The 19,335-nt window shown below is 65.6% G+C and carries 19 protein-coding genes; 13 read left to right on the forward strand and 6 right to left on the reverse strand.

Going from position 1 to position 19,335, the window contains the following annotated elements:
* The first annotated feature begins 23 nt into the window (after positions 1 to 23).
* Entirely contained in the window at positions 24 to 863 is an 840-nt protein-coding gene (locus tag AC1DV8_RS20535) for a 5'-3' exonuclease (RefSeq protein WP_477158717.1), read from the forward strand.
* Between the two features lie 35 nt (positions 864 to 898).
* Here AC1DV8_RS20535 and AC1DV8_RS20540 read toward each other — a convergent pair whose 3' ends face one another.
* Positions 899 to 1,966, reverse strand: coding sequence for an OmpA family protein (locus AC1DV8_RS20540; protein ID WP_477147929.1), 1,068 nt, complete (start codon positions 1,964 to 1,966; stop codon positions 899 to 901).
* 230 nt (positions 1,967 to 2,196) lie between these two features.
* Positions 2,197 to 2,472, reverse strand: coding sequence for a BolA family protein (locus tag AC1DV8_RS20545; RefSeq protein WP_477147930.1), 276 nt, complete (start codon positions 2,470 to 2,472; stop codon positions 2,197 to 2,199).
* Positions 2,473 to 2,523: 51 nt separating this feature from the next.
* Here AC1DV8_RS20545 and AC1DV8_RS20550 point away from each other — a divergent pair, with 51 nt between their 5' ends.
* From AC1DV8_RS20550 to AC1DV8_RS20575, 6 genes are all read left to right on the forward strand, one after another.
* Positions 2,524 to 3,165 (forward strand): J domain-containing protein, encoded by a 642-nt coding sequence (locus AC1DV8_RS20550; RefSeq protein ID WP_477147931.1) that lies wholly within the window; start codon positions 2,524 to 2,526, stop codon positions 3,163 to 3,165.
* A 217-nt stretch (positions 3,166 to 3,382) separates the two neighbouring features.
* Positions 3,383 to 4,360, forward strand: a complete 978-nt coding sequence (gene cobS, locus AC1DV8_RS20555) for a cobaltochelatase subunit CobS (protein ID WP_477147932.1) — start codon at positions 3,383 to 3,385, stop codon at positions 4,358 to 4,360.
* A 17-nt stretch (positions 4,361 to 4,377) separates the two neighbouring features.
* The gene (locus AC1DV8_RS20560; protein ID WP_477158718.1) at positions 4,378 to 5,121 is read left to right on the forward strand and encodes a class I SAM-dependent methyltransferase; all 744 of its coding nucleotides are present in this window, start codon (positions 4,378 to 4,380) and stop codon (positions 5,119 to 5,121) included.
* A 21-nt stretch (positions 5,122 to 5,142) separates the two neighbouring features.
* The gene (gene cobT / locus AC1DV8_RS20565) at positions 5,143 to 7,032 is read left to right on the forward strand and encodes a cobaltochelatase subunit CobT (RefSeq protein WP_477147934.1); all 1,890 of its coding nucleotides are present in this window, start codon (positions 5,143 to 5,145) and stop codon (positions 7,030 to 7,032) included.
* Positions 7,029 to 8,060: an esterase-like activity of phytase family protein gene (locus AC1DV8_RS20570; RefSeq protein ID WP_477158719.1), complete on the forward strand. Its 1,032-nt coding sequence runs from the start codon at positions 7,029 to 7,031 to the stop codon at positions 8,058 to 8,060. Before cobT ends, AC1DV8_RS20570 begins: the two co-directional genes overlap by 4 nt.
* Before the next feature lie 10 nt (positions 8,061 to 8,070).
* Positions 8,071 to 8,442, forward strand: coding sequence for a YybH family protein (locus AC1DV8_RS20575; RefSeq protein WP_477147936.1), 372 nt, complete (start codon positions 8,071 to 8,073; stop codon positions 8,440 to 8,442).
* On the opposite strand, the gene AC1DV8_RS20580 is transcribed toward AC1DV8_RS20575, so the two are convergent.
* Together AC1DV8_RS20580 and rpmB are read right to left on the reverse strand one after the other, a co-directional pair.
* Positions 8,439 to 9,083, reverse strand: coding sequence for a queuosine precursor transporter (locus tag AC1DV8_RS20580; RefSeq protein WP_477158720.1), 645 nt, complete (start codon positions 9,081 to 9,083; stop codon positions 8,439 to 8,441). The genes AC1DV8_RS20575 and AC1DV8_RS20580 overlap by 4 nt on opposite strands.
* Positions 9,084 to 9,190: 107 nt before the next feature.
* The gene (rpmB, locus tag AC1DV8_RS20585) at positions 9,191 to 9,478 is read right to left on the reverse strand and encodes a 50S ribosomal protein L28 (protein WP_477147938.1); all 288 of its coding nucleotides are present in this window, start codon (positions 9,476 to 9,478) and stop codon (positions 9,191 to 9,193) included.
* 237 nt (positions 9,479 to 9,715) lie between these two features.
* On the opposite strand from rpmB, the gene AC1DV8_RS20590 reads away from it, so the two are divergent.
* The 5 genes from AC1DV8_RS20590 to AC1DV8_RS20610 all read left to right on the forward strand — a co-directional run bounded on the left by AC1DV8_RS20590 (position 9,716) and on the right by AC1DV8_RS20610 (position 16,179).
* Entirely contained in the window at positions 9,716 to 10,483 is a 768-nt protein-coding gene (locus AC1DV8_RS20590; protein WP_477158721.1) for a DUF3108 domain-containing protein, read from the forward strand.
* A gap of 631 nt (positions 10,484 to 11,114) precedes the next feature.
* Positions 11,115 to 14,237 carry a helicase-related protein gene (locus AC1DV8_RS20595; RefSeq protein WP_477158722.1) on the forward strand — a complete coding sequence of 1,041 codons (3,123 nt, stop codon included), beginning with the start codon at positions 11,115 to 11,117 and terminating at the stop codon, positions 14,235 to 14,237.
* Positions 14,238 to 14,240: 3 nt separating this feature from the next.
* Positions 14,241 to 14,624, forward strand: coding sequence for an RNA-binding S4 domain-containing protein (locus tag AC1DV8_RS20600; protein ID WP_477158723.1), 384 nt, complete (start codon positions 14,241 to 14,243; stop codon positions 14,622 to 14,624).
* A 297-nt stretch (positions 14,625 to 14,921) separates the two neighbouring features.
* Positions 14,922 to 15,260 (forward strand): ferredoxin FdxA, encoded by a 339-nt coding sequence (gene fdxA, locus AC1DV8_RS20605; RefSeq protein WP_477147942.1) that lies wholly within the window; start codon positions 14,922 to 14,924, stop codon positions 15,258 to 15,260.
* Positions 15,261 to 15,615: 355 nt separating this feature from the next.
* Positions 15,616 to 16,179: a CarD family transcriptional regulator gene (locus AC1DV8_RS20610; RefSeq protein WP_477147943.1), complete on the forward strand. Its 564-nt coding sequence runs from the start codon at positions 15,616 to 15,618 to the stop codon at positions 16,177 to 16,179.
* 87 nt (positions 16,180 to 16,266) lie between these two features.
* On the opposite strand, the gene AC1DV8_RS20615 is transcribed toward AC1DV8_RS20610, so the two are convergent.
* Together AC1DV8_RS20615 and AC1DV8_RS20620 are read right to left on the reverse strand one after the other, a co-directional pair.
* Positions 16,267 to 17,172, reverse strand: a complete 906-nt coding sequence (locus tag AC1DV8_RS20615) for a S1C family serine protease (protein ID WP_477147944.1) — start codon at positions 17,170 to 17,172, stop codon at positions 16,267 to 16,269.
* A 172-nt stretch (positions 17,173 to 17,344) separates the two neighbouring features.
* Positions 17,345 to 18,238: a LysR family transcriptional regulator gene (locus AC1DV8_RS20620; RefSeq protein ID WP_477158724.1), complete on the reverse strand. Its 894-nt coding sequence runs from the start codon at positions 18,236 to 18,238 to the stop codon at positions 17,345 to 17,347.
* A 95-nt stretch (positions 18,239 to 18,333) separates the two neighbouring features.
* Between AC1DV8_RS20620 and AC1DV8_RS20625 the strand changes: the two genes are divergently transcribed.
* Positions 18,334 to 19,266 carry a DMT family transporter gene (locus AC1DV8_RS20625; protein WP_477158725.1) on the forward strand — a complete coding sequence of 311 codons (933 nt, stop codon included), beginning with the start codon at positions 18,334 to 18,336 and terminating at the stop codon, positions 19,264 to 19,266.
* Positions 19,267 to 19,335: the final 69 nt, after the last annotated feature.

Genomic DNA, 19,335 nt, shown 5'->3' on the forward strand with positions numbered 1-19,335 from the left:
ACGGGCGACACGAGGGGAAACTGATGTCCGACCGCCGCCCGCTGCTCGTCATCGATGGCGACTCGTTCGCCCATCGCGCCTATCACGGCCTGCCCAAGACCATCCGGCGTGCCGGCAACCGCGGCGGCGGCGCCATCGTCGGCTTCGCGAACTACCTGCTGCGGCTCTATGAGGCCGAGAAGCCGCGCGCGGTGGTGGTGGGCTGGGATACGCTCGCGGTGCCCAACTGGCGCGCTCTCGAGTTCCCGACCTACCAGGGTGGCCGCATCTTCGAGGACGAGATCGTCGACCAGCTCGACGTGCTGCCGGAGTTCGTGACAGCCTGCGGCTTCGTCATCGGCAAGGAGGGACGCTTCGAGGCCGACGACTTCCTCGCGACCGCCGTTGCGATGGAAGAACGGGATGGCGGCACCACGCTGGTCGCGACCAGCGATCGCGACGCCTACCAGCTGGCTTCCGAGCGGACGACGATCCTCCAGCCGGCCAAGGGCGGTGAGATGGCCCGCATCGATCCCGCAGGCGTCCGCGAGCGCTACAAGGTGGAGCCAAGCCAGGTGCCCGATTTCATCGCGCTGCGCGGCGACCCATCGGACAAGATCCCCGGCGCCAAAGGCGTCGGCGAAGCGACCGCGGCAAGCCTCTTGAAACGCTACCCGGACCTCGAGGCGATGATCGCCGACAACCGCTTCCCGGCTCAGTCCGACGATCTGCGGCTCTACAAGCGCATCGCGACCATGGTGACCACCGCGCCATTGCCGCCGATCCCCGACGTCACCCCGACCTGGGGCGAGGCGGCAAAGCTCGCCCGGGATTGGGAACTCAACGGCCTCGCCGATCGGCTGACGCAGCTCGCCGCGAAATAGTGAAGCGGGCCGCCGCCACGGCCCGCCCCTCCCCCTTACGGCGCGACCGAGATGACCACCCGGCGATTGGCATAGAACGTATCCCCGAACTGCTCGGTGGCGCCGGCGCCGGCGGCTGAGACCTTCTCGAACTTGAGCCCGGCCTGCTTCAGATAGGCCAGGACGTTCTGAGCCCGCTCGATGGCGAAAAGCGCATTGGTCGCGTGGTTGCCCTGCCGGCTGGAATAGCCGGTGACCAACACCTTGCACTCCTGCTCGCCGATATCGGCGATGATCTGGTCGAGCCGCTCCATCAGCCTGGGCGTCAGGTCGTTCGAATTCTCGTTGAAGCCGACGACGTTGTAGAGTTCGTCGCGATTGCAGGCGGCGTTCGCCGTCGGAGCCGCGGTCGCGGCAAGGCTCGCCGTTTCGACCGGCTTCTCGTCGATCACCTTGTCCTCGGCCGCCGATTCCGGCAGCCGCAGCGCCGTCACGGCAGCCGGCGGCTTCGTTGCGGTCTGCGCCGGTTCCTCGGCGACTTCGGCTACTGCGGCAACCTCAGTCGTTACTGCTTCCGGCGTCGGCTGCACGGCTGCGATCGTCGCGTTGGGCAGCGGCCAGCCACCGGTCGGTGCGCGTGATACGCCCTCGACATTGCCGTCGCGCAGCACCAGGAACTCACCCAGCAGCTCGTTTTTGGTATCGGCCGACGTGCCCTGGGTCGAAAGCCCCGACACCGTCACGGCACGGCCATTCACCGCCACGGCGGCCAGATAGAGATTGCGGTCGCGGTTCGAGCCGTCGCCGCCATAAGCCTCGTTCACCAGCCGGACCCGCACTTCGCCACCCGGCTTGAACACGTCCTCGGGGATATCGAAGGCAAAGCTCTGCACGTACGGGGTCTTGTCCGCCGCGTCGGCGAAGCGCCCGGCCGTCGCGGTGTCGATTGCCGCGTTCACCGCGCCCTCGCCCAGCACCTTGCCGTTGAACGTGACCTCGAACTTCGGGGGGCCGTCGTAGGCCTCGCCGCCGATGATCAGTTGTAGATTACTCTCTGCCGCCAACGCGGGCACCGCGCATAGCGTCAAGGCGGCCACCAGGGCCGCCGTCTTTAGAGTGGACATGTCGCCCTCCAAGTCTGTCTGCGAGAACGAGTGCTAGGCAAGACCTTGGGCGATATTTCGAAGACAAAGCGGCGGCTCGCCACGGCGCCGCCCGGCTTTGGCCGCAAAGCGGCCGGCCAAGTTCCAATCGCCGAACTTTTCGATTGCAGCGTGGGGGCTAAGCCGATGCCATCAGATCGCCGGAGTTGCAGACGGCAATCGCGCAACCCATATCAGCGTCATCCAAATGATCACTGATGGCCGGACGGGGAGCTGACTACCTCGACGGCCAGCGCATGGACGCCGGACTTGAGTTCGGCGTCGAGCGCCTCCATCACGGCACGATGCTGTGCGAGGCGTGACTTGCCGGCGAACTCGGGAGAGGCGATGCGGACGCGGAAATGCGTCTCTCCGCCCTCGCGATAACCACCGTGACCCCTATGTTTCTCGCTCTCGTCGATCACTTCAAGATGGGTCGGCGTGAATTTGACCGAAAGTTTTTCTGCAATCGCGTCGCGAACGGACATATGGATACCGGTTCAGTTTGAGGCGTGGCCGTAGCCCCGTAACTAGGATTGATGAAGCTGGATTCCAAGTATTTTGACCGCATCCGGATCCGATCACGGCACCCGGAACCCGAAGCGCGCGCCGAAGTGCCGGCCTGCGGATGGGAGGGGTGTGACCAGCCCGGCCTCTACAAGGCGCCCAAGGGCAACCGCGCCGTGGGGCAGTATCACCACTTCTGCCTCGAGCACGTGCGCCACTACAACCAGGTGTTCAACTTCTTCGCCGGCATGAAGCCCGAGGAAATGGAAGCGCAGGTAACGCGCGAAAAGGAGACCGACGGACGTCCGAGCTGGGGCTTCGGCGCCAAGGCCGGCGCCAACACCGGCCCGCGCATGCCGCGCGGCGCCCCGCGCGATCCGACGGCCAAGCGGGTAAACGACCCCTTTGGCGTGTTCGCCCGCTACGCCCGCCACCAGCAGCGCGCCCCCGCCGAAGAGCGGGTGAAACCGCTGCATGAGCAGGACCGCCGCTCGCTCGAGACGCTCGGCTTCAAGGGCTACGCCAAGGCCGACGCGATCAAGGCGGCCTACAAGGCGCTGGTGAAGGTCCACCACCCCGACGCCAACGGCGGCGACAAGAGCTCCGAGGACCGGCTGCGCGCCATCATCGCCGCCTATTCGCACCTCAAATCCAAGGGCTTCGTCGGGCGCTGACGCCCTTCGAGGGATGAATGTTTGTTATGGTGGTATTTGCCGCGCCAATGGCGACCGGCAAGTCCCGCCGCTTTGGGGCAAATCAGCGTCAGCAGTCGCCTTGCCGCCCGTCGCCAGATTGTCGCGCGGCCCTACCGCGCCGCACCCGATGCTGCTATAGAGCCGGCAACCGCCAAGGCAGCCGTCTTGACCTATTTCCTTCCGCGAGCCTCGTGAAATGCCTGAATTCAACAATCTGCCGAACAAGCAATATTCCGTCCGCGAGACCTTTGGCATCGACAGCGACATGAAGGTCATGGGCTATGCGGAAACCGATCCGCATGTGCCGCCGCTGGATCCGGACTACCTGTTCGACCGCAACACCACGCTGGCGATCCTTGCGGGATTTGCCTTCAACCGCCGCGTCATGGTGCAGGGCTACCACGGCACCGGCAAATCGACTCATATCGAGCAGGTCGCGGCGCGGCTGAACTGGCCGCTGGTCCGCGTCAATCTCGACGCGCACGTCTCGCGCATCGATCTCGTCGGCAAGGACGCGATCGTGGTCAAGGACGGCAAGCAGATCACCGAGTTCCGCGACGGCATCCTGCCGTGGGCGGTGCAGAACAACATCGCGCTCGTGTTCGACGAATACGACGCCGGCCGCCCGGACGTGATGTTCGTGATCCAGCGCGTCTTGGAAACGCAGGGCCGGCTGACGCTGCTTGACCAGAACCGCGTCATCACCCCGCACCCGGCCTTCCGGCTGTTCTCGACCACCAACACCATCGGTCTGGGTGATACGTCGGGCCTCTATCACGGCACCCAGCAGATCAACCAGGGCCAGATGGACCGCTGGTCGATCGTCACCACGCTGAACTACCTGCCGCACGACAAGGAAGTCGGGATCGTGCTCGCCAAGGCCAAGGCCTATACCGGCGACAAGGGCAAGAAGGTCGTGTCCAACATGGTCCGGCTTGCCGATCTCACCCGCCAGGCCTTCATCAACGGCGACCTGTCGACGGTGATGAGCCCGCGTACGGTGATCACCTGGGCCGAGAATGCCGAGATTTTCGGCGACCTCGGTTTCGCCTTCCGGCTGACCTTCCTCAACAAGTGCGACGAGCTCGAACGCCCCGTGGTGGCCGAGTTCTACCAGCGCGTGTTCGGCGAAGACCTGCCGGAATCGGCAGCCAACCTGGCGGTGACCGCTTAAGGTCCGGGACGGACGGTTTGGCCCAGAACATCTATGATGATCCGGCGTTCTTCGAAGGCTACAGCAAGTTTCCCCGCTCTCGCGAGGGTCTGGCTGGCGCCGGAGAATGGCCGTCGCTGAAGGCGATGCTGCCGCCCGTCAAGGGCGCGCAGGTGCTGGATCTCGGCTGCGGTTTCGGGGCCTTCTGCCGCTATGCGGTGGAACAGGGCGCCGCCGGTGTGCTGGGCGTCGACCTCTCCGAAAAGATGCTTGAGGACGCGCAGCGTCGCGGCCCCGGCCTGCCGATCCGCTACCAGCGCGCCGACCTCGAAAGCTACGAGCCGCCGCGTGCCGCGTTCGACCTGGTGTTCAGTTCGCTCGCCGTGCACTACCTCGCCGATTTCGACGCGTTCGCATCGCGCGTGAGGTCAGCTCTGAAGCCCGGCGGGCACTTCGTCTTCTCGATGGAGCACCCGGTGTTCGCCGCCCGTGCCAATCCCGACTTCATGAAGGACGCCGACGGGCACCTGCTCGGCATCGTCGACGACTATCTGCGCGAAGGCGAGCGCCTCACCAACTGGATCGCCGATGGCGTGGTCAAATACCACCGCCTGATCTCGACCACGATCAACACCCTGCAGCGCAACGGCCTCAAGCTCGACCATATCGACGAGTGGAGTGCGACCGATGCAGATATTGCCGCGCACCCCGAATGGGCCGAAGAACGCTATCAGCCAATGTTCCTGCTGATCGCGACCAGCCTCGCCCCTACCAACGCCTAGCCCCGTATCCGGACCCGTCTCATGGCCCCTCCGCCGCGCTCAAAGCCGAACAAGCCCGACACCACCGCCCCGTTCAAATCGGCGATGGGCGCCGCGGTGCGCGCCATTGGCGGCAAGCGTGATCTCGAGGTGAGCTTCTCGGCCGACCGCCCGATCCTGACCGCCGACAAGGCGCGGCTCGCGAATCTCCCCCGCCTGCCGACGCAGCGCGACATCGCCATCGCCCGCGGGCAAGGCGACGCCATGGCCATGCGGCTCGCCAGCCACGACCCCGAGACCCATCGCAAGCGTGCTCCGGCTGAGCCCGAGGCACGCGCTGCCTATGACGCGCTGGAGCAGGCGCGCGTCGAGGCGCTGGGCTGCATCCGCATGCCCGGCATGACCGGCAATATCCACGAGATGCTGGAAGACCGGCTGTTCCGGCAGAACTTCGCCGAAGTCAGCGACAAGGCCGACGCCCCGCTCGCCGAGGCGCTGGGGCTGATCCTGCGCGAGCGCGTCGCCGGCGTGACGGTTCCGCCCTCGGGCAACGCCATCGTCCAGTTGTGGAAGAAGGAAATCGAGGAGCGCGCCGGCAACTCGCTGACCACGCTCCTCACCCGCTTCGAGGACCAGGACCTGTTCAGTCGCGCCACCCGGCAGCTGCTGCGCGATTTGAGCCTCGTGCCCGACAGCGATCTCGACGACGGCGAGAGTGACGATTCGGAACAGGGCGACGACCAGGAGCCCGAGCGCGGCCAGGACGACGAGAAGAACCCCGAGCAGGGCGAGGGGGAGAGCGAGGACGCCGAGGCCGACGAGGACCAGACCCCCGGGCAGTCGGAGCAGGAAGGCGAAGTCGAAGGCGCGGAGATGGATTTCTCCGAGACCGACGAGGACGACAGCTCGGAATCGGGCGAGGATCAGCCCAATCCGCCGCCGCCCGGCGCCAACGCCAAAGAGTTCCAGAACGTCTTCAACTACAAGATCTTCACCCAGAAGTTCGACGAGATCGTCCGGGCCCAGGACCTCTGCCCGCCGGAGGAGCTGGATCAGCTGCGTGCCCTGCTCGACAAGCAGCTCGAGAACCTCGCCGGCGCCGTGGCGCGGCTTGCCAACAAGCTGCAGCGGCGGCTGATGGCGCAACAGAACCGCAGCTGGGAGTTCGACCTCGAGGAAGGCCTGCTCGATACGGCGCGCCTCACCCGCGTGGTCACCGACCCGCTGCAGGCGCTGAGCTTCAAGGTCGAGCGCGACACCGATTTCCGCGACACCGTGGTGACGCTCCTGCTCGACAATTCCGGCTCGATGCGCGGCCGCCCGATCACCATCGCGGCGATCTGCGGCGACATCCTCGCCCGCACGCTCGAGCGTTGCGGCGTGAAGGTCGAGATCCTCGGCTTCACCACCCGCGCCTGGAAGGGCGGCAAGTCGCGTGAGGCCTGGCTCGAGGCCGGGCGCCCGCCCAATCCCGGCCGCGTCAACGACATCCGCCACATCATCTACAAGGCGGCCGACGAGCCCTGGCGGCACGCGCGGCGCAATCTCGGCCTGATGATGCGCGAGGGGCTCCTGAAGGAGAACATCGACGGCGAAGCGCTGCAGTGGGCGCATAAGCGCCTGCTCGGGCGGACCGAAAATCGCCGCATCCTGATGGTGATCTCGGATGGCGCGCCGGTCGATGATTCGACCCAGAGCGTCAACGCCGGCAACTATCTCGAGGCCCACTTGCGCCAGGTGATCGAAGACATCGAGACCCGCTCCGCCGTGCAGTTGGTGGCGGTCGGTATCGGCCACGATGTCACTCGCTACTATCGCCGCGCCGTCACGCTGCTTGACGCCGAGGAGCTGGCAGGAGCCCTGACCGACGAGCTCGCCTCGCTGTTCGACGAAGAGCCTCCCGGAGCCTTCCGCAAGAGCCGATACGGATGACCAGCTCACGGCGTGCCTCGCGTCTCGCCGGAGCGGCACTGCTGATCGCAAGCGCAGGCGCCGCACTGCTGGCAGCCGCCGGGCTGGGCGCCCGGGCCGACGAGGAGACCGTCACCTCGGTGCCGCTCTCGACCTTTATGGGGGCCGGCATCGGCCAGCGCGTGCAGGGCCTTATCTGGCGCGGCGGCATCGAGATGCAGAGCCAGACCGACACCTTCGGCGGTCTTTCCGGTCTTGGCGTCACCGGCCCCGACGGGCGGCTGGTGATGGTGTCCGACCGCGGCAACTTCGTTTCCGGCCAACTGCTCTATGACGAGGCGGCGCGGCCGATGGGGCTGATTGGCGTCAAGGTCGAGCCGATCCAGAACTCCAAGGGCACTGAACTGCCCCGCGCCTATACGCGCGACGCCGAGGCGCTGGCGGTGATCAACCGCGAGGGCAAGCCGAGCGCGGTGCGCGTCGGCTTCGAAAATCTCACACGCGTCGCCGATTTCACCCTGGTCGACGGCATCCCGCAGGGCGCCGCCCGCGAAGTGACCATCCCCAAGTGGCTGAGCGATACCCGCACCAACGAGACGCTGGAGGCGGTCTGCATCGCCCCGGACACCTCGCCGATCGCCGGTTCGACCCTGCTCTTGACCGAAGGCATCATCGACGATGACGGCCAGCACTCGGCCTACCTGCTGGGTCAGAACGACAAGGGCCCGCTGAGCTATATCTCCGGCGACGGCACCAACCCGACCGACTGCGCCTTCATGCCCAACGGCGATCTGCTGGTACTCGAGCGCGGCGTTGCCCTCCTCGCCTTCCAGATGCGGCTCGTCCGCATTCCCGCGGCAGAGGTGAAGGCCGGCGCCCACATGAAGGGCGAAGTACTGCTGCACGCCGCCGGCGGCGACATCGACAACATGGAAGCGCTTGCCGTCCACGCCGCGCCGGACGGCTCGACCCGCATCACCTTGGTCTCAGACAACAACTTCAATGATTGGGAGCGCAACCTGCTCCTCGAGTTCAGCCTGCCGGACTGAGGAGGATGCGATGTCGGCCAGGGACGTGCTCAAGGCTTACGAAGACCGCATCAACCGCCAGGATTTCGATCTCCTGATCGACCTCATTGCGCCCGACGCCACGTTCTGGTTCTCGAACGGCACCCATAGCGGCATCGCCGCCATCCGCGCGGCGTTCGAGGCGACGTGGCAGGTGATGGGACCCAACGAACACTACTGGCTCGACGAGCTCGAGTGGATCGCCGAGGGCGACAGCGCCGCTGCCTGCATCTACCGCTTCAACTGGGAGATCACGGTCGACGGCAAGCAAGACTCGGGCTCAGGCCGCGGCACCACGGTGCTGCGGCGCGTGGGCGACCGCTGGTGGATCGTCCACGAACACTTGAGCCGCTGGCCGGCCTAGGCCGCTGCTTTCAGCGGCGGCAGCGGCATCAGCTTGCCCATCAGCATCCGATAGGGCGCCAGGAGCAGCAGCGCCGCAAGGAACTTCACCAGGAAGTCGCCGGTCGCCAGCGAGAACCATAGCGGCACTTCGGAACCGATGCCCAGCCATGGTGCGCCGAAGCCGAGCGAGCCGTCCTTCATGCCGAACAGACCGTCGACAAAGCCGAGCGCCGGCGCGAAGGCGATGGTGAAGAAGATCGCCGTATCGAGCAGCGAGCCGAACAGCGAAGCGGCGAGCGGCGGCAGGAACCAGGCGCGGCTGGCCCGCAAACGCGAGAACACCGAGATATCGAGCAGCTGCCCGATGAGGAACGCCGAGGCCGAAGCAATGGCGATACGCGGCGTCGCGAGGAACACCGACAGCACCAGCGCCACGACGAAGCCGACCACCACCACCATGCGGGCCCGGTTAGGGCCGTCATGCCGGTTGGTCAGGTCCGTGACGAGGAAAGCGAAGGGGTAGGTAAAGGCGCCCCAGGTGAGCAGGTCGCCCAGATGGATCGGGCCGAGATCGGCCTGCACCGGGTATTGCACGAGAATATTGGACGCGGTGACGACCACGACCATGGCGGCAATCGCCGCAACGAAACGAGCGAGCATATCCTGCACCTCTATGTAACCCGCTGGCCGGCATCAGACCGGGGCGGAAAAACGAAACCGCGCGTTCCCGTCGGGGAGCGCGCGGCCGAAATTCTGTTGGAAGCGGCTTACGCCGTTGCGAGAGCGGCGCGGACTTCCTTCTTGACGGCCAGCGCCACCGGCGACAGCTCGGCATCGTTGGCCTTCAGCAGGAAGGCATCGAGGCCCCCGCGGTGCTCGACGGTGCGCAGCGCGTTCGCCGAGATGCGCAGCTTGACCGCGCGGCCGAGCGTATCCGACAGAAGCGAAACGTTGAGGAGGTTGGGGAGGAAGCGGCGACGGGTACGGTTGAGCGCGTGGCTCACCTTGTTCCCGGTCATCACGCCCTTACCGGTGAGTTCGCAGCGGCGAGCCATAGTGTTATCCTGTCAAAAGGCCCTCGGCGGGGGATTATTCCCCTCGCAACGGGCTGGAGTCTGTTCTTGATTGCGGGGCCTCCATAGAGAACTAGGCCCCTCTCGTCAAGCTTGTGAACGCCGAACGCCTTGCCAGTCCGGCGTTCCCTCGGCATTTTGGCCGCGATATTGATTCGCTTTAGTTGGCGACGCCGTCAGAGGTCCGTTCCCGTGTTGAGCGCCGGTTTCCGCCAAGCATTGCGATTTGCCGCCCTCGGTCTGGGGCTGCTGTCCCTGCCCGTCGCTGCCGCCGAGATCAAGGCGCGCGCCGAGTATATGGTGACGATGGGCGGCACGCATGTCGCCAATGTCCGTATCAACCTCACCGATGACGGCTCGGCCTATTCGCTGGTGCTCGACGCCAAGATTACCGGGTTGGCGCAGCTGGTGGCGAGCGGCTCGGCCAAGGCCACCTCGACAGGCAGCTCTGGCGACAAGGGCCTCCGGTCACAGAAGTTCGACCTTTTGACCCGCGCCGGCGGCGAGGATTTCACCTCCGCCATCACCTATGCCGGCGGCACCGTCGCCTCGTTCATTGTCGCCCCGCCGATCGTCAACAATATCGACCGGGTGGCGATCGAGCGGAGACACCTCACCACCGCCAACGACATGCTGGCGCCGTTCGTGCTGAAGGGCGCGGCGCTCGACGGGCAACTGTGCAATCGCCAGATGCCGATCTTCACCGGCGTCGAGCGGTTCAACCTCAGCCTGAAATACGTGAAGGACGACAGCGCGACCTCCAAGCGCACCGGCTACCAAGGTCCGCTGGTGCTGTGCAGCGTCCACTACACCCCGATCTCCGGCCACTACACCAACAACGAGATCACCACGTACCTGGCCAAGAACGAGCGCATCCTGATCTGGTTCGCGCCGCTGAAAACCGCGGGCTACTACATCCCCTACCGCGCACTGGTAACCACCGAAGCCGGCGACCTGTCGGTGGTTCTCACCGAACTCACCGAGTAGGCGAAAAGCCGCTCCCCGGCGATGAACGGCAGCTAAACCCTTGCCTCAGCACGCGTTCAATTGCGTTGCCACATTCTCCCTCCAACGGCTCGTTATTTCCGCGCCCCGGACCACCGGCAACAGACCGTGGTCCCTCGTGCCGGCACGCCTCCAAGCGGGGTCGCCGGCCGGGCTGCGGAAATCATGGTTAACGGGGGGTTACCAAAATCTGCGTGTCATTCCGGCACGGTCAACGGCTATTTTGCCAAGATCGGCGCGACACACCCCGGCATTCCGGACCCCGACCTGTGAAACCGCAAAAAATCTTTGCGGCCTAGGGCTTTACGCCCCGTTCACACTTGGCTGATTCTGCCTCGAAAACCGTCGGAATTAACGCTTTCGCAACCTTCCTGAACGGGATCTCCGGGGATATCGCCCACTGCCATACGAAAGCCGCGCGCCTAGCGGTTCAGCCCATGCCACACCTACCATATGCTGTGGGGAACAAACGCGGATTTCCGAGTCGCAACCGATTCCTTTCCGGTTTGTTCCCTGTTCGTGCCAGTGGTTAACGTGCCGGGCGACCGGATGGAGATATTGTTCCGCCACGAGACACTCGTTTGTTGGCGTTCGATCACCTAAATAGGGCGCAATGACTCCCGCTTCCGCCTCCTCGCTCAAGGCGATCCTTGGGCCCACCAACACTGGCAAGACCTTCTTCGCCATCGAGCGGATGCTGGCGCACCGCTCGGGGATGATCGGCCTGCCGCTGCGGCTCTTGGCCCGCGAGGTCTACCACAAGGTGGTCGACAGGATCGGTGCCCAGCACGTAGCGCTGGTGACCGGCGAGGAGCGGATCGTGCCTGCCAAGGCGCGCTATTGGGTGTGCACGGTCGAGGCAATGCCGCTCGACGTGCCGGTCGAATGCGTCGCGATCGACGAGATCCAGGTGGCGACCGACTTCGACCGCGGCCACGTCTTCACCAACCGCCTGCTGCACGCCCGCGGCATCAGCGAAACCCTGCTGCTCGGCGCGGCGACTATGACGCCGCTGATCCGCGCGCTGCTGCCCGATGCCGAGATCATCCACCGGCCGCGCTTCTCCGAGCTGCTCTATGCCGGCTCGAAGAAGATCTCGCGCCAGCCCAAGCGCTCGGCCATCGTCGCCTTCTCGGCCACCCAGGTCTACGCCATCGCCGAGCTGATCCGGCGCGAGCGCGGCGGCGCCGCCGTGGTGATGGGGGCGTTGAGCCCCCGCACCCGCAATGCCCAGGTCGACATGTACCAGAACGGCGACGTCGATTTCCTCGTCGCCACCGACGCCATCGGCATGGGGCTCAACCTCGACGTGCACCACGTCGCGTTCGCCGACGACCACAAATTCGACGGCCACCAGACCCGCCAGTTGACCCCGGCCGAGTTCGGCCAGATCGCCGGTCGCGCCGGCCGCCACATGCACAACGGCACCTTCGGGGTGACCGGCAATGCCCCGGATTTCGACGAAGAACTGGTCAAGCGGCTCGAAACCCATGATTTCGAGCCGGTACGAGTGGTGCAATGGCGCAACGCCGAGCTGGATTTCCGCTCGATCGAGGACCTGCGTGCCAGCCTCGACCAGACGCCAAAGCTGAAGGCCCTGACCCGCGTGCCCATCGCCACCGACCAGCACGCGCTGGAGTTCGTCGCCCGCAACGAAGCGGGGGCCTCAGCCAAGGGCGAGGCGGCGGTGCGGCTGCTCTGGGAGTGCTGCGGCATCCCGGATTACCGCGATATTTCGCCGGCGCAGCACGGAGAAATCATCACCCGGATCTATTCCGACCTGATGCGGCACGGCCGTGTCGACGCCGATTGGATTGCCGAGCAGGTGCGGTTCTGCGACAATGTGACAGGCGACATCGACACGCTGAGCAACCGGATCAAGCAGATCCGCACGTGGACCTTCGTCGCGAACCGCAAGAACTGGCTTGAAGACCCCGCACATTGGCGCGAAAAGACCCGGGACATCGAGGACCGCTTGAGCGACGCCCTGCACGAGCGTCTGACGCAGCGTTTTGTCGATCGTCGCACTTCGGTGCTGATGCGCCACCTGAGAGACAAGCATATGGTATCGCCTGAAATTAACGACCGCGGCGAAGTGAGCCTCGAAGGTCACCTGATCGGCTCCATCGAAGGCTTCCGCTTTACCCTCGCCCGGTCCGAAGGCGGCGACGCCAAGGGCGTGGCCGGTGCGGCCGCCCAGGTCGTGGCCCCCGAGATCGCCAAGCGCGCCGAGCGCGTCGCCGGCGCCCCGAACGAAGAGTTCGTGCTGGCGACTGACGGCTATGTGCGCTGGCGCGGCCAGGTAGTCGCCAACCTCGCCGAGGGCGAGAACCTGTTCGCCCCGCGCCTGCTCATCCTCGCCGACGAGAGCCTCTCCGGCCCCGACCTCGAGCGGGTGCAGGACCGGCTGAACCTGTGGCTCCGCCACCTGATCAACACCCAGCTTGAAAGCGTGCTGTCGCTGGAAGCCCCGGCCGACCTCGAGGGCGCGGCTCGCGGCGTTGCCTACCGGCTCTACGAGAACCTCGGCATCCTGCCGCGCAGCGCCGTGGCCGAAGAGGTCAAGGGCCTCGACCAGGACGTGCGCGGCAAGCTGCGCAAGCTCGGTGTAAAGTTCGGCGCCTACCACATCTACGTGCCGCAGAGCCTTAAGCCTGCTCCGCGCGAGCTGGCCCTGATCCTCTATGCGCTGAAGCATGGCGGCGTGCGCCAGCCGGGCGTCGCCGACCTCCCGCAGATCGTGCTTTCGGGCCGTACCTCGTTCCTCATCGACCCCGAAGTGAACACCAAGCTCTATGAGCTCGCTGGCTTCAAGGTCGCCGGTCGCCGCGCGGTGCGCGTCGATATCCTCGAGCGCCTCGCCGATATCATCCGGCCGCTGATCGCGCTGAACCCGGTCACCCACCAGGGCGAACTGCCTCCGGGCGCCGCCGAGGGCAACGGCTTCCGCGTCACCGTCGAGATGACCTCGCTGCTCGGTACCGCCGGCGAGGATTTCGCTTCGATTCTCAATTCGCTCGGCTATCGCGTCCGCCGTACGCCGAAGGTTGCGCCCCCTGCCCTTGAGGCGGTGACCACCGAGACGACCACCGAAACCACGTCCGAGACGGTCGAGGCCGTTACGACCGCGGCGCAGGCCGATCCTGCCGCTGCCGACGCCGTGGATGCCGAGGTCAATGCCGCCGCAGTCGATGCCGTGGAAGGCAGCGCCCCCACGGTCGAAGCCACGCCCGCAGCCGAAGTCGCAGCCGTCGAGGCGGCAACCGCCGACCTCGGCGCCCCGGCTCCTGCCGAAGACGCCAAGCCTCCCGAACCCGAGTTCGACGAGATCTGGTTCCCCGCCGGCCGCCGCCCCGACAATGCCCGTCATGCGGGCCCGCGTCGTGGCCAGCGCGCCGACGGTGCCGAAACCTCGGCCGAAGGTGGCGAGAAGGCTGAGCGCCCGCAGCGCAACTTCCGCCGTCCCGACCGTCCGCAGGGTGGCGACGCCGCTACCCCAAGCGACAACAAGCCGGCCCGTCCGCGCTTCGAGGGCCGCCGCGACGGCCAGCGTCCGGGCAATGGCGGCAAGCCGTTCGAGAACAAAGGCAAGCCCAGCGGCGGCGGCAAGCGCTTCGACAAGCCCCGCGAGGACTGGAAGGAACACCGGCCGCGCGAGGACCGTAAGCCCGCCGTGCTCGATCCGAACTCGCCCTGGGCCGCGCTTGCAGCGCTCCGGAACCCCAAATCCGAATAGCCATTGGACAAGCAACGGCTCGACAAGTGGCTGTTCTTCTCGCGTGCGGTGAAATCCCGCACCCAGGCGCAAAAGCTGATCGAGACCGGCGCCATCCGGGTCAATTCCGAACGCACCGACCGCTCCGACCATAAGGTCGGGGCTGGCGATGTGCTGACCATGACGGTCCACACGCGCCTCTTGGTCTGGCGCATCCTCGACCCCGGCACCCGCCGCGGCCCAGCCCCAGAAGCCGCCCTGCTCTACGAAGACCTTTCGCCCGCGCCGACACCGCGCGAGGAAAAGCCCGCCATGCACGCTGAGCGTGACGCCGGTAGCGGGCGGCCGACCAAGAAGGAGCGCCGCGAAACCGATCGGCTACTGGACGACGAGGACGGCGCAGGTTGAACGTTCCGGCCTCGGATCGTTCACTTCCTCGTCATTTTCAGCTCGTTCCGTTTTTCCGTCCATCTGCCACAATTGACCGCCCCGTGCTCACCACCGTGCCAGCGGCAGAATGCCACTGGCGTCGGTTGAGGGGATAAGTGGATGGCTTGGCGTTCGATCCGACAAAAGCCTGACAGCCCTGTCCCTTGCGGCAGCGGACAAAAAGGGCTAGCACGGCCCGAGGCGTAGCGCCTGCCGCGCGCGCCCGGCTGAAAGACCCAGCGGCCCTAGAAACTTGAGCAGGAACGCTCGCGAAGAATGACCTACATCGTCACGGACAACTGCATTAAGTGCAAGTACATGGACTGCGTCGAGGTTTGTCCCGTCGACTGCTTCTATGAAGGCGAGAACATGCTCGTCATCCACCCCGACGAGTGCATTGACTGCGGCGTCTGTGAGCCCGAATGCCCAGCTGAGGCGATCAAGCCCGATACCGAGGGTGGCCTCGACAAGTGGCTGGAGATCAACAGCAAATACGCCTCCGCCTGGCCCAACATCACTGAAAAGCGCGATGCGCCGGCCGACGCCAAGGAATGGGACGGGGTCGAGGGCAAGTTCGAGAAATACTTCTCGGAAGAGCCCGGCGAGGGCGACTAACGCCGCCCGGCGAGGCCGATTGGCCGCCGTTTCGCCCCGGGTTTGCCCTGCCGATGAATGGCTTATGAGCCGAACCTGAACGGGTTCCGGCAGCCTTGATTCGCAACTTTTGATTTTGCTGAAATTTTGTGCTACGCTCCTCAAACGAATGGAGCTTGCCCGTCATCCAATGCGTGCCGCTAGGCACCCTTTTTTTTGACACCAGCAATTATGGGGGCGCAGTCAACCGGTCGCGCGGACCGGCAGAGTGCGCGAAGGGTCTTTGCTTACTATTCGGACGGGCGAACGAGCAACAACCAGGACAGCCTCTCCGCGAAGAGCAGTCCGGCGGCGGCGTTAATAGGAGTATCCCTTTATGGTCACCAAGAAGCCTCAGCAGCGGCTTGGATTCAAGACGAGCGAGTATATCGTCTATCCGGCGCACGGCGTCGGTCTGATTACCTCGATCGAGGAACAGGAAGTCGCGGGCATGACCCTCGAGCTGTTCGTCATCTCTTTCGAGCAGGACAAACTCACCCTTCGCGTTCCCGTCGCCAAGATCAAGTCCGTCGGCATGCGCAAGCTCGCCGAAGAGGACGAGGTCAAGAAGGCTCTGGACACCGTCACTGGCCGTGCGCGCGTCAAGCGCACCATGTGGTCGCGCCGCGCCCAGGAATATGAAGCCAAGATCAATTCGGGCGACCTGATCGCCATCTCGGAAGTCGTCCGCGACCTGTTCCGCTCCGACGACCAGCCCGAGCAGTCCTATTCCGAGCGCCAGCTGTTCGAGCAGGCGATGGACCGGATGAGCCGCGAAGTGGCGGCCGTCAACAAGCTCACCCTCACCGAGGCAGTGCAGCTGATCGAAAAGAACCTCGCCAAGTCGCCGCGCCGCGGTCCGAAGTCGGACGCCGCCGACGCCGAGGAAGCCGCCGCCTAAGCAGCAGCTGCAGATCGAATGGGAAAGGCCGGTCGCGAGACCGGCCTTTTTCGTTCCCACCACGGCCGCCTGGGCGTCTGACGCTGGCTACTGCAGCTGTGGCTTCTTGAGGAACAGGTTGCGGTCGGCGGATTTGACCCGGACCCAAGTCTCTCGGCCGTCGCGGACGACACGCATCGGCAGTTCCGCGCCGGCCGGGCCGCTGCTCCACAGCTTGCGGTAGAAGTCGGCGAGGCCTTCGACTTCGCTGTCGCGCACATCGGAGATGATGTCGCCGCGGCGAATGCCCGCTTCGGCGGCCGGGCCACCTTCTGCGACGCTCATCACCACCACGTCGCCATCGTCCTCGGCGGAGAACACGCCGAGCCATGGGCGCGGCGGCCGGTCGGCCTGGCCGCGGGCGAGCAGGTCGTCGAGGATCGGCGGCAAGAGGTCGATCGGCACGATCATGTTGATCTCGGCGGCCTCGCCGCTGCGCATCATCTGCAGCCGCAGCGAGCCGATACCAAGGAGCTTGCCGTCGGCCCCGATCAGCGCCGCCCCACCCCATGACGGGTGCGCCGGCGAGGTGAAGATCGCTTCGTCCAGCAGATATTCCCAGTAGCCCGCGAATTCCTGCTTGGCGACGATGCTGGCGCGGATCGACTGCCCGGTGCCATCGGCAAACACCACCGCGTCACCCAGATGCACCTTGGCGCTCTCGCCCAGTTCCAGCGCCGGCAGATTGAGCGGCCCCAGCGCCTGCACCAGGCCGAAGCCGGTTACCTGGTCATAGGCGAGCGCGTGGGCGGGCACGACCCGCCCATCCTGCGTGGTCAGCCAGACTTCTTCGGCCTCGGTGATCAGGTAGCCGATGGTAAGCACCAGCCCATTCTCGCGAATGACCACGCCACTGCCTTCCCTGAGCGTGCCCAGCCCGGCGGCGGTGAAGGCATCGTCAGGGATCGTGGCGCGAACCGCGACGATCGACGGCAGAATCGGATCAATATCCATGGTGATGTCCCGTGTGCTGCGACAGGTTGGCGTGGCGACCTGCGCACTGCAAGCCAACATGATGTCGTAACTCAACAGGTAGGCGACGACAGGCGCCGCCGCAAGACTTGCGAGATGCGATTGGCTGCGGCCGGTGATCAACATTCACGGCGGCAGCGGCCGGCGCGCCTGGCTAGCCGCGATGCCGCAAAGCCTCGACAAGCAACGCGAAGGCCGGCGAGGACTGCCGCCGGCTCGGGTAATAGAGGTGGTAGCCACCCCAAGGGGGACACCAGTCTTCGAGCACGCGCACCAGCCGGCCCTCGGCAATATGCGGTGCGGCGAGGTCCTCGGGGATGCAGGCGAGGCCAAGACCCACGAGCGCTACCGGCAGGATCTGGGTGGTGTTGTTGAACACCAGCTGTCCTTCGACCCGAACACTGAGTTTGTGCCCATCCCGTTCGAACTCCCAGGCATAGAGCCCGCCATAGGTCTGGAGCCTGAGGTTGATGCAACGGTGTCCGGTGAGCTCCTGTGGCGTCTCGGGCTGCGCGCGCCCTGCAAAGTAGGATGGCGCGGCCACGACGGCGAAGCGCCAGTCGGGGCCGATGCGAACCGCGATCATGTCCTTGGCGAGCGACTCGCCCAGCCGCACGCCGGCGTCGAAGCGGCGGGCGACGATGTCGATCAGGCTGTTGTCGGTGCTGACCTCGACATTGATGTCGGGATATGCCGGCAAGAACGCAGCGAGCTTTGGCCAGAGCACCGAATTGACGGCGTGCTCGCCGGCGGTGATGCGGATCGTACCCGCCGGCCTTTCTCTGAGTTCGCTAAGGGCCGCGAGTTCCCCCTCGATCTCCTCGAACCGGGGTCCGACGTTGAGCAGCAGGCGCTGGCCGGCCTCGGTCGGCGAAACGCTGCGCGTGGTACGCATCAACAGCCGCAGCCCGAGCCGGGTCTCGAGTTTGCGGATGGTGTGGCTGAGCGCCGATTGCGAGACCCCGAGCTTCGCCGCTGCCTTGGTGAAGTTCAGCTCTCGCGCGACGGCGAGGAAGGCGATCAGGTCGCTGATGTCTTCGCGCGGCATTGATGAGTTCCACTCATGGGATCATGCCAATAATGACTGCTTTTCGCTTATCGGCTCAAGCGATATCGTTGGCTCTCGAATGGAGAGGCAGCCACATGGCGGATCTTACCACTGCGGGACGGCCGCTTGTCGGGATTGGCCTCGTGGCTCTCGCCACCCTGGCGTTCGGCGTGGGCGACGTCGTGACCAAGCACCTGTCGATGCTCTATCCGGTGCCAGTGGTCATGGCCATGCGGTACCTGGTCAATCTCGTACTGCTCGCGCTCATCGTCTGGCCCCGCCTTCGCACGCGCCTGTGGCAGGCTGAACGCCTGTGGCTGGTCGTGCTGCGCGGACTCTGCCTTGCTGCTGCGTCCCTGACACTGGGCTGGGCGTTGCGGCTGATGCCGGTCGGCGAAACGGTGGCGATCATCTACCTGGCGCCGTTTGCCGTCATGCTGTTGGCGGTGCCGCTGCTCGGCGAGCGGGTCAGCGCAATCGGCTGGATGGGCGCCGCCATCGGCTTTCTCGGCGTACTGCTGATCGTCAGGCCCGGCGGCAGCCTCGATCCCATCGGGGTGGCGTTGGCGCTGGTCAATGCCGGCCTCGCGACCAGCTACCACCTCCTCACGCGCTATCTCAGCCGGACCGAGACGACGATCTCGATGTTGTTCCATTCCACCTGGGTGGGCGCGCTGGTGTTCTGCGTGCTGGCCCTGCCCGATATTCGTGGGTTCAGCCCTGCTGCTCTCGATATCGCGCTGATGGTGTTGCTGGGCGGACTGATGACGCTCGGTCACTTCCTGTTCACCGCCGCCTACAAGCAAGCGCCGGCCTCGATTCTGGCGCCGGTCAACTATCTGCACCTGGTCTGGGCGAGCGGGCTCGGGTGGCTGGTCTTCGGCCACGTGCCGGAGAGTTGGAGCCTCGTCGGCATGGCGCTGGTAATCGCTGCGGGCGCGACGGTCGCAGTCAACTCGCATCTGCAGCACCGCAAGACCAAGGCTGAGGCCGAAGCTGACGCCGAGGCAGCAGCGGCAATCGGCTGAAGTAGCCCACGGCCGCGCCGCCAGCCATGGAGGAGCGGCGCATCGTCAAGACGCTGCTGCGCGTCTGAC

This window comes from Devosia sp. P3_B2, assembly GCF_056402875.1.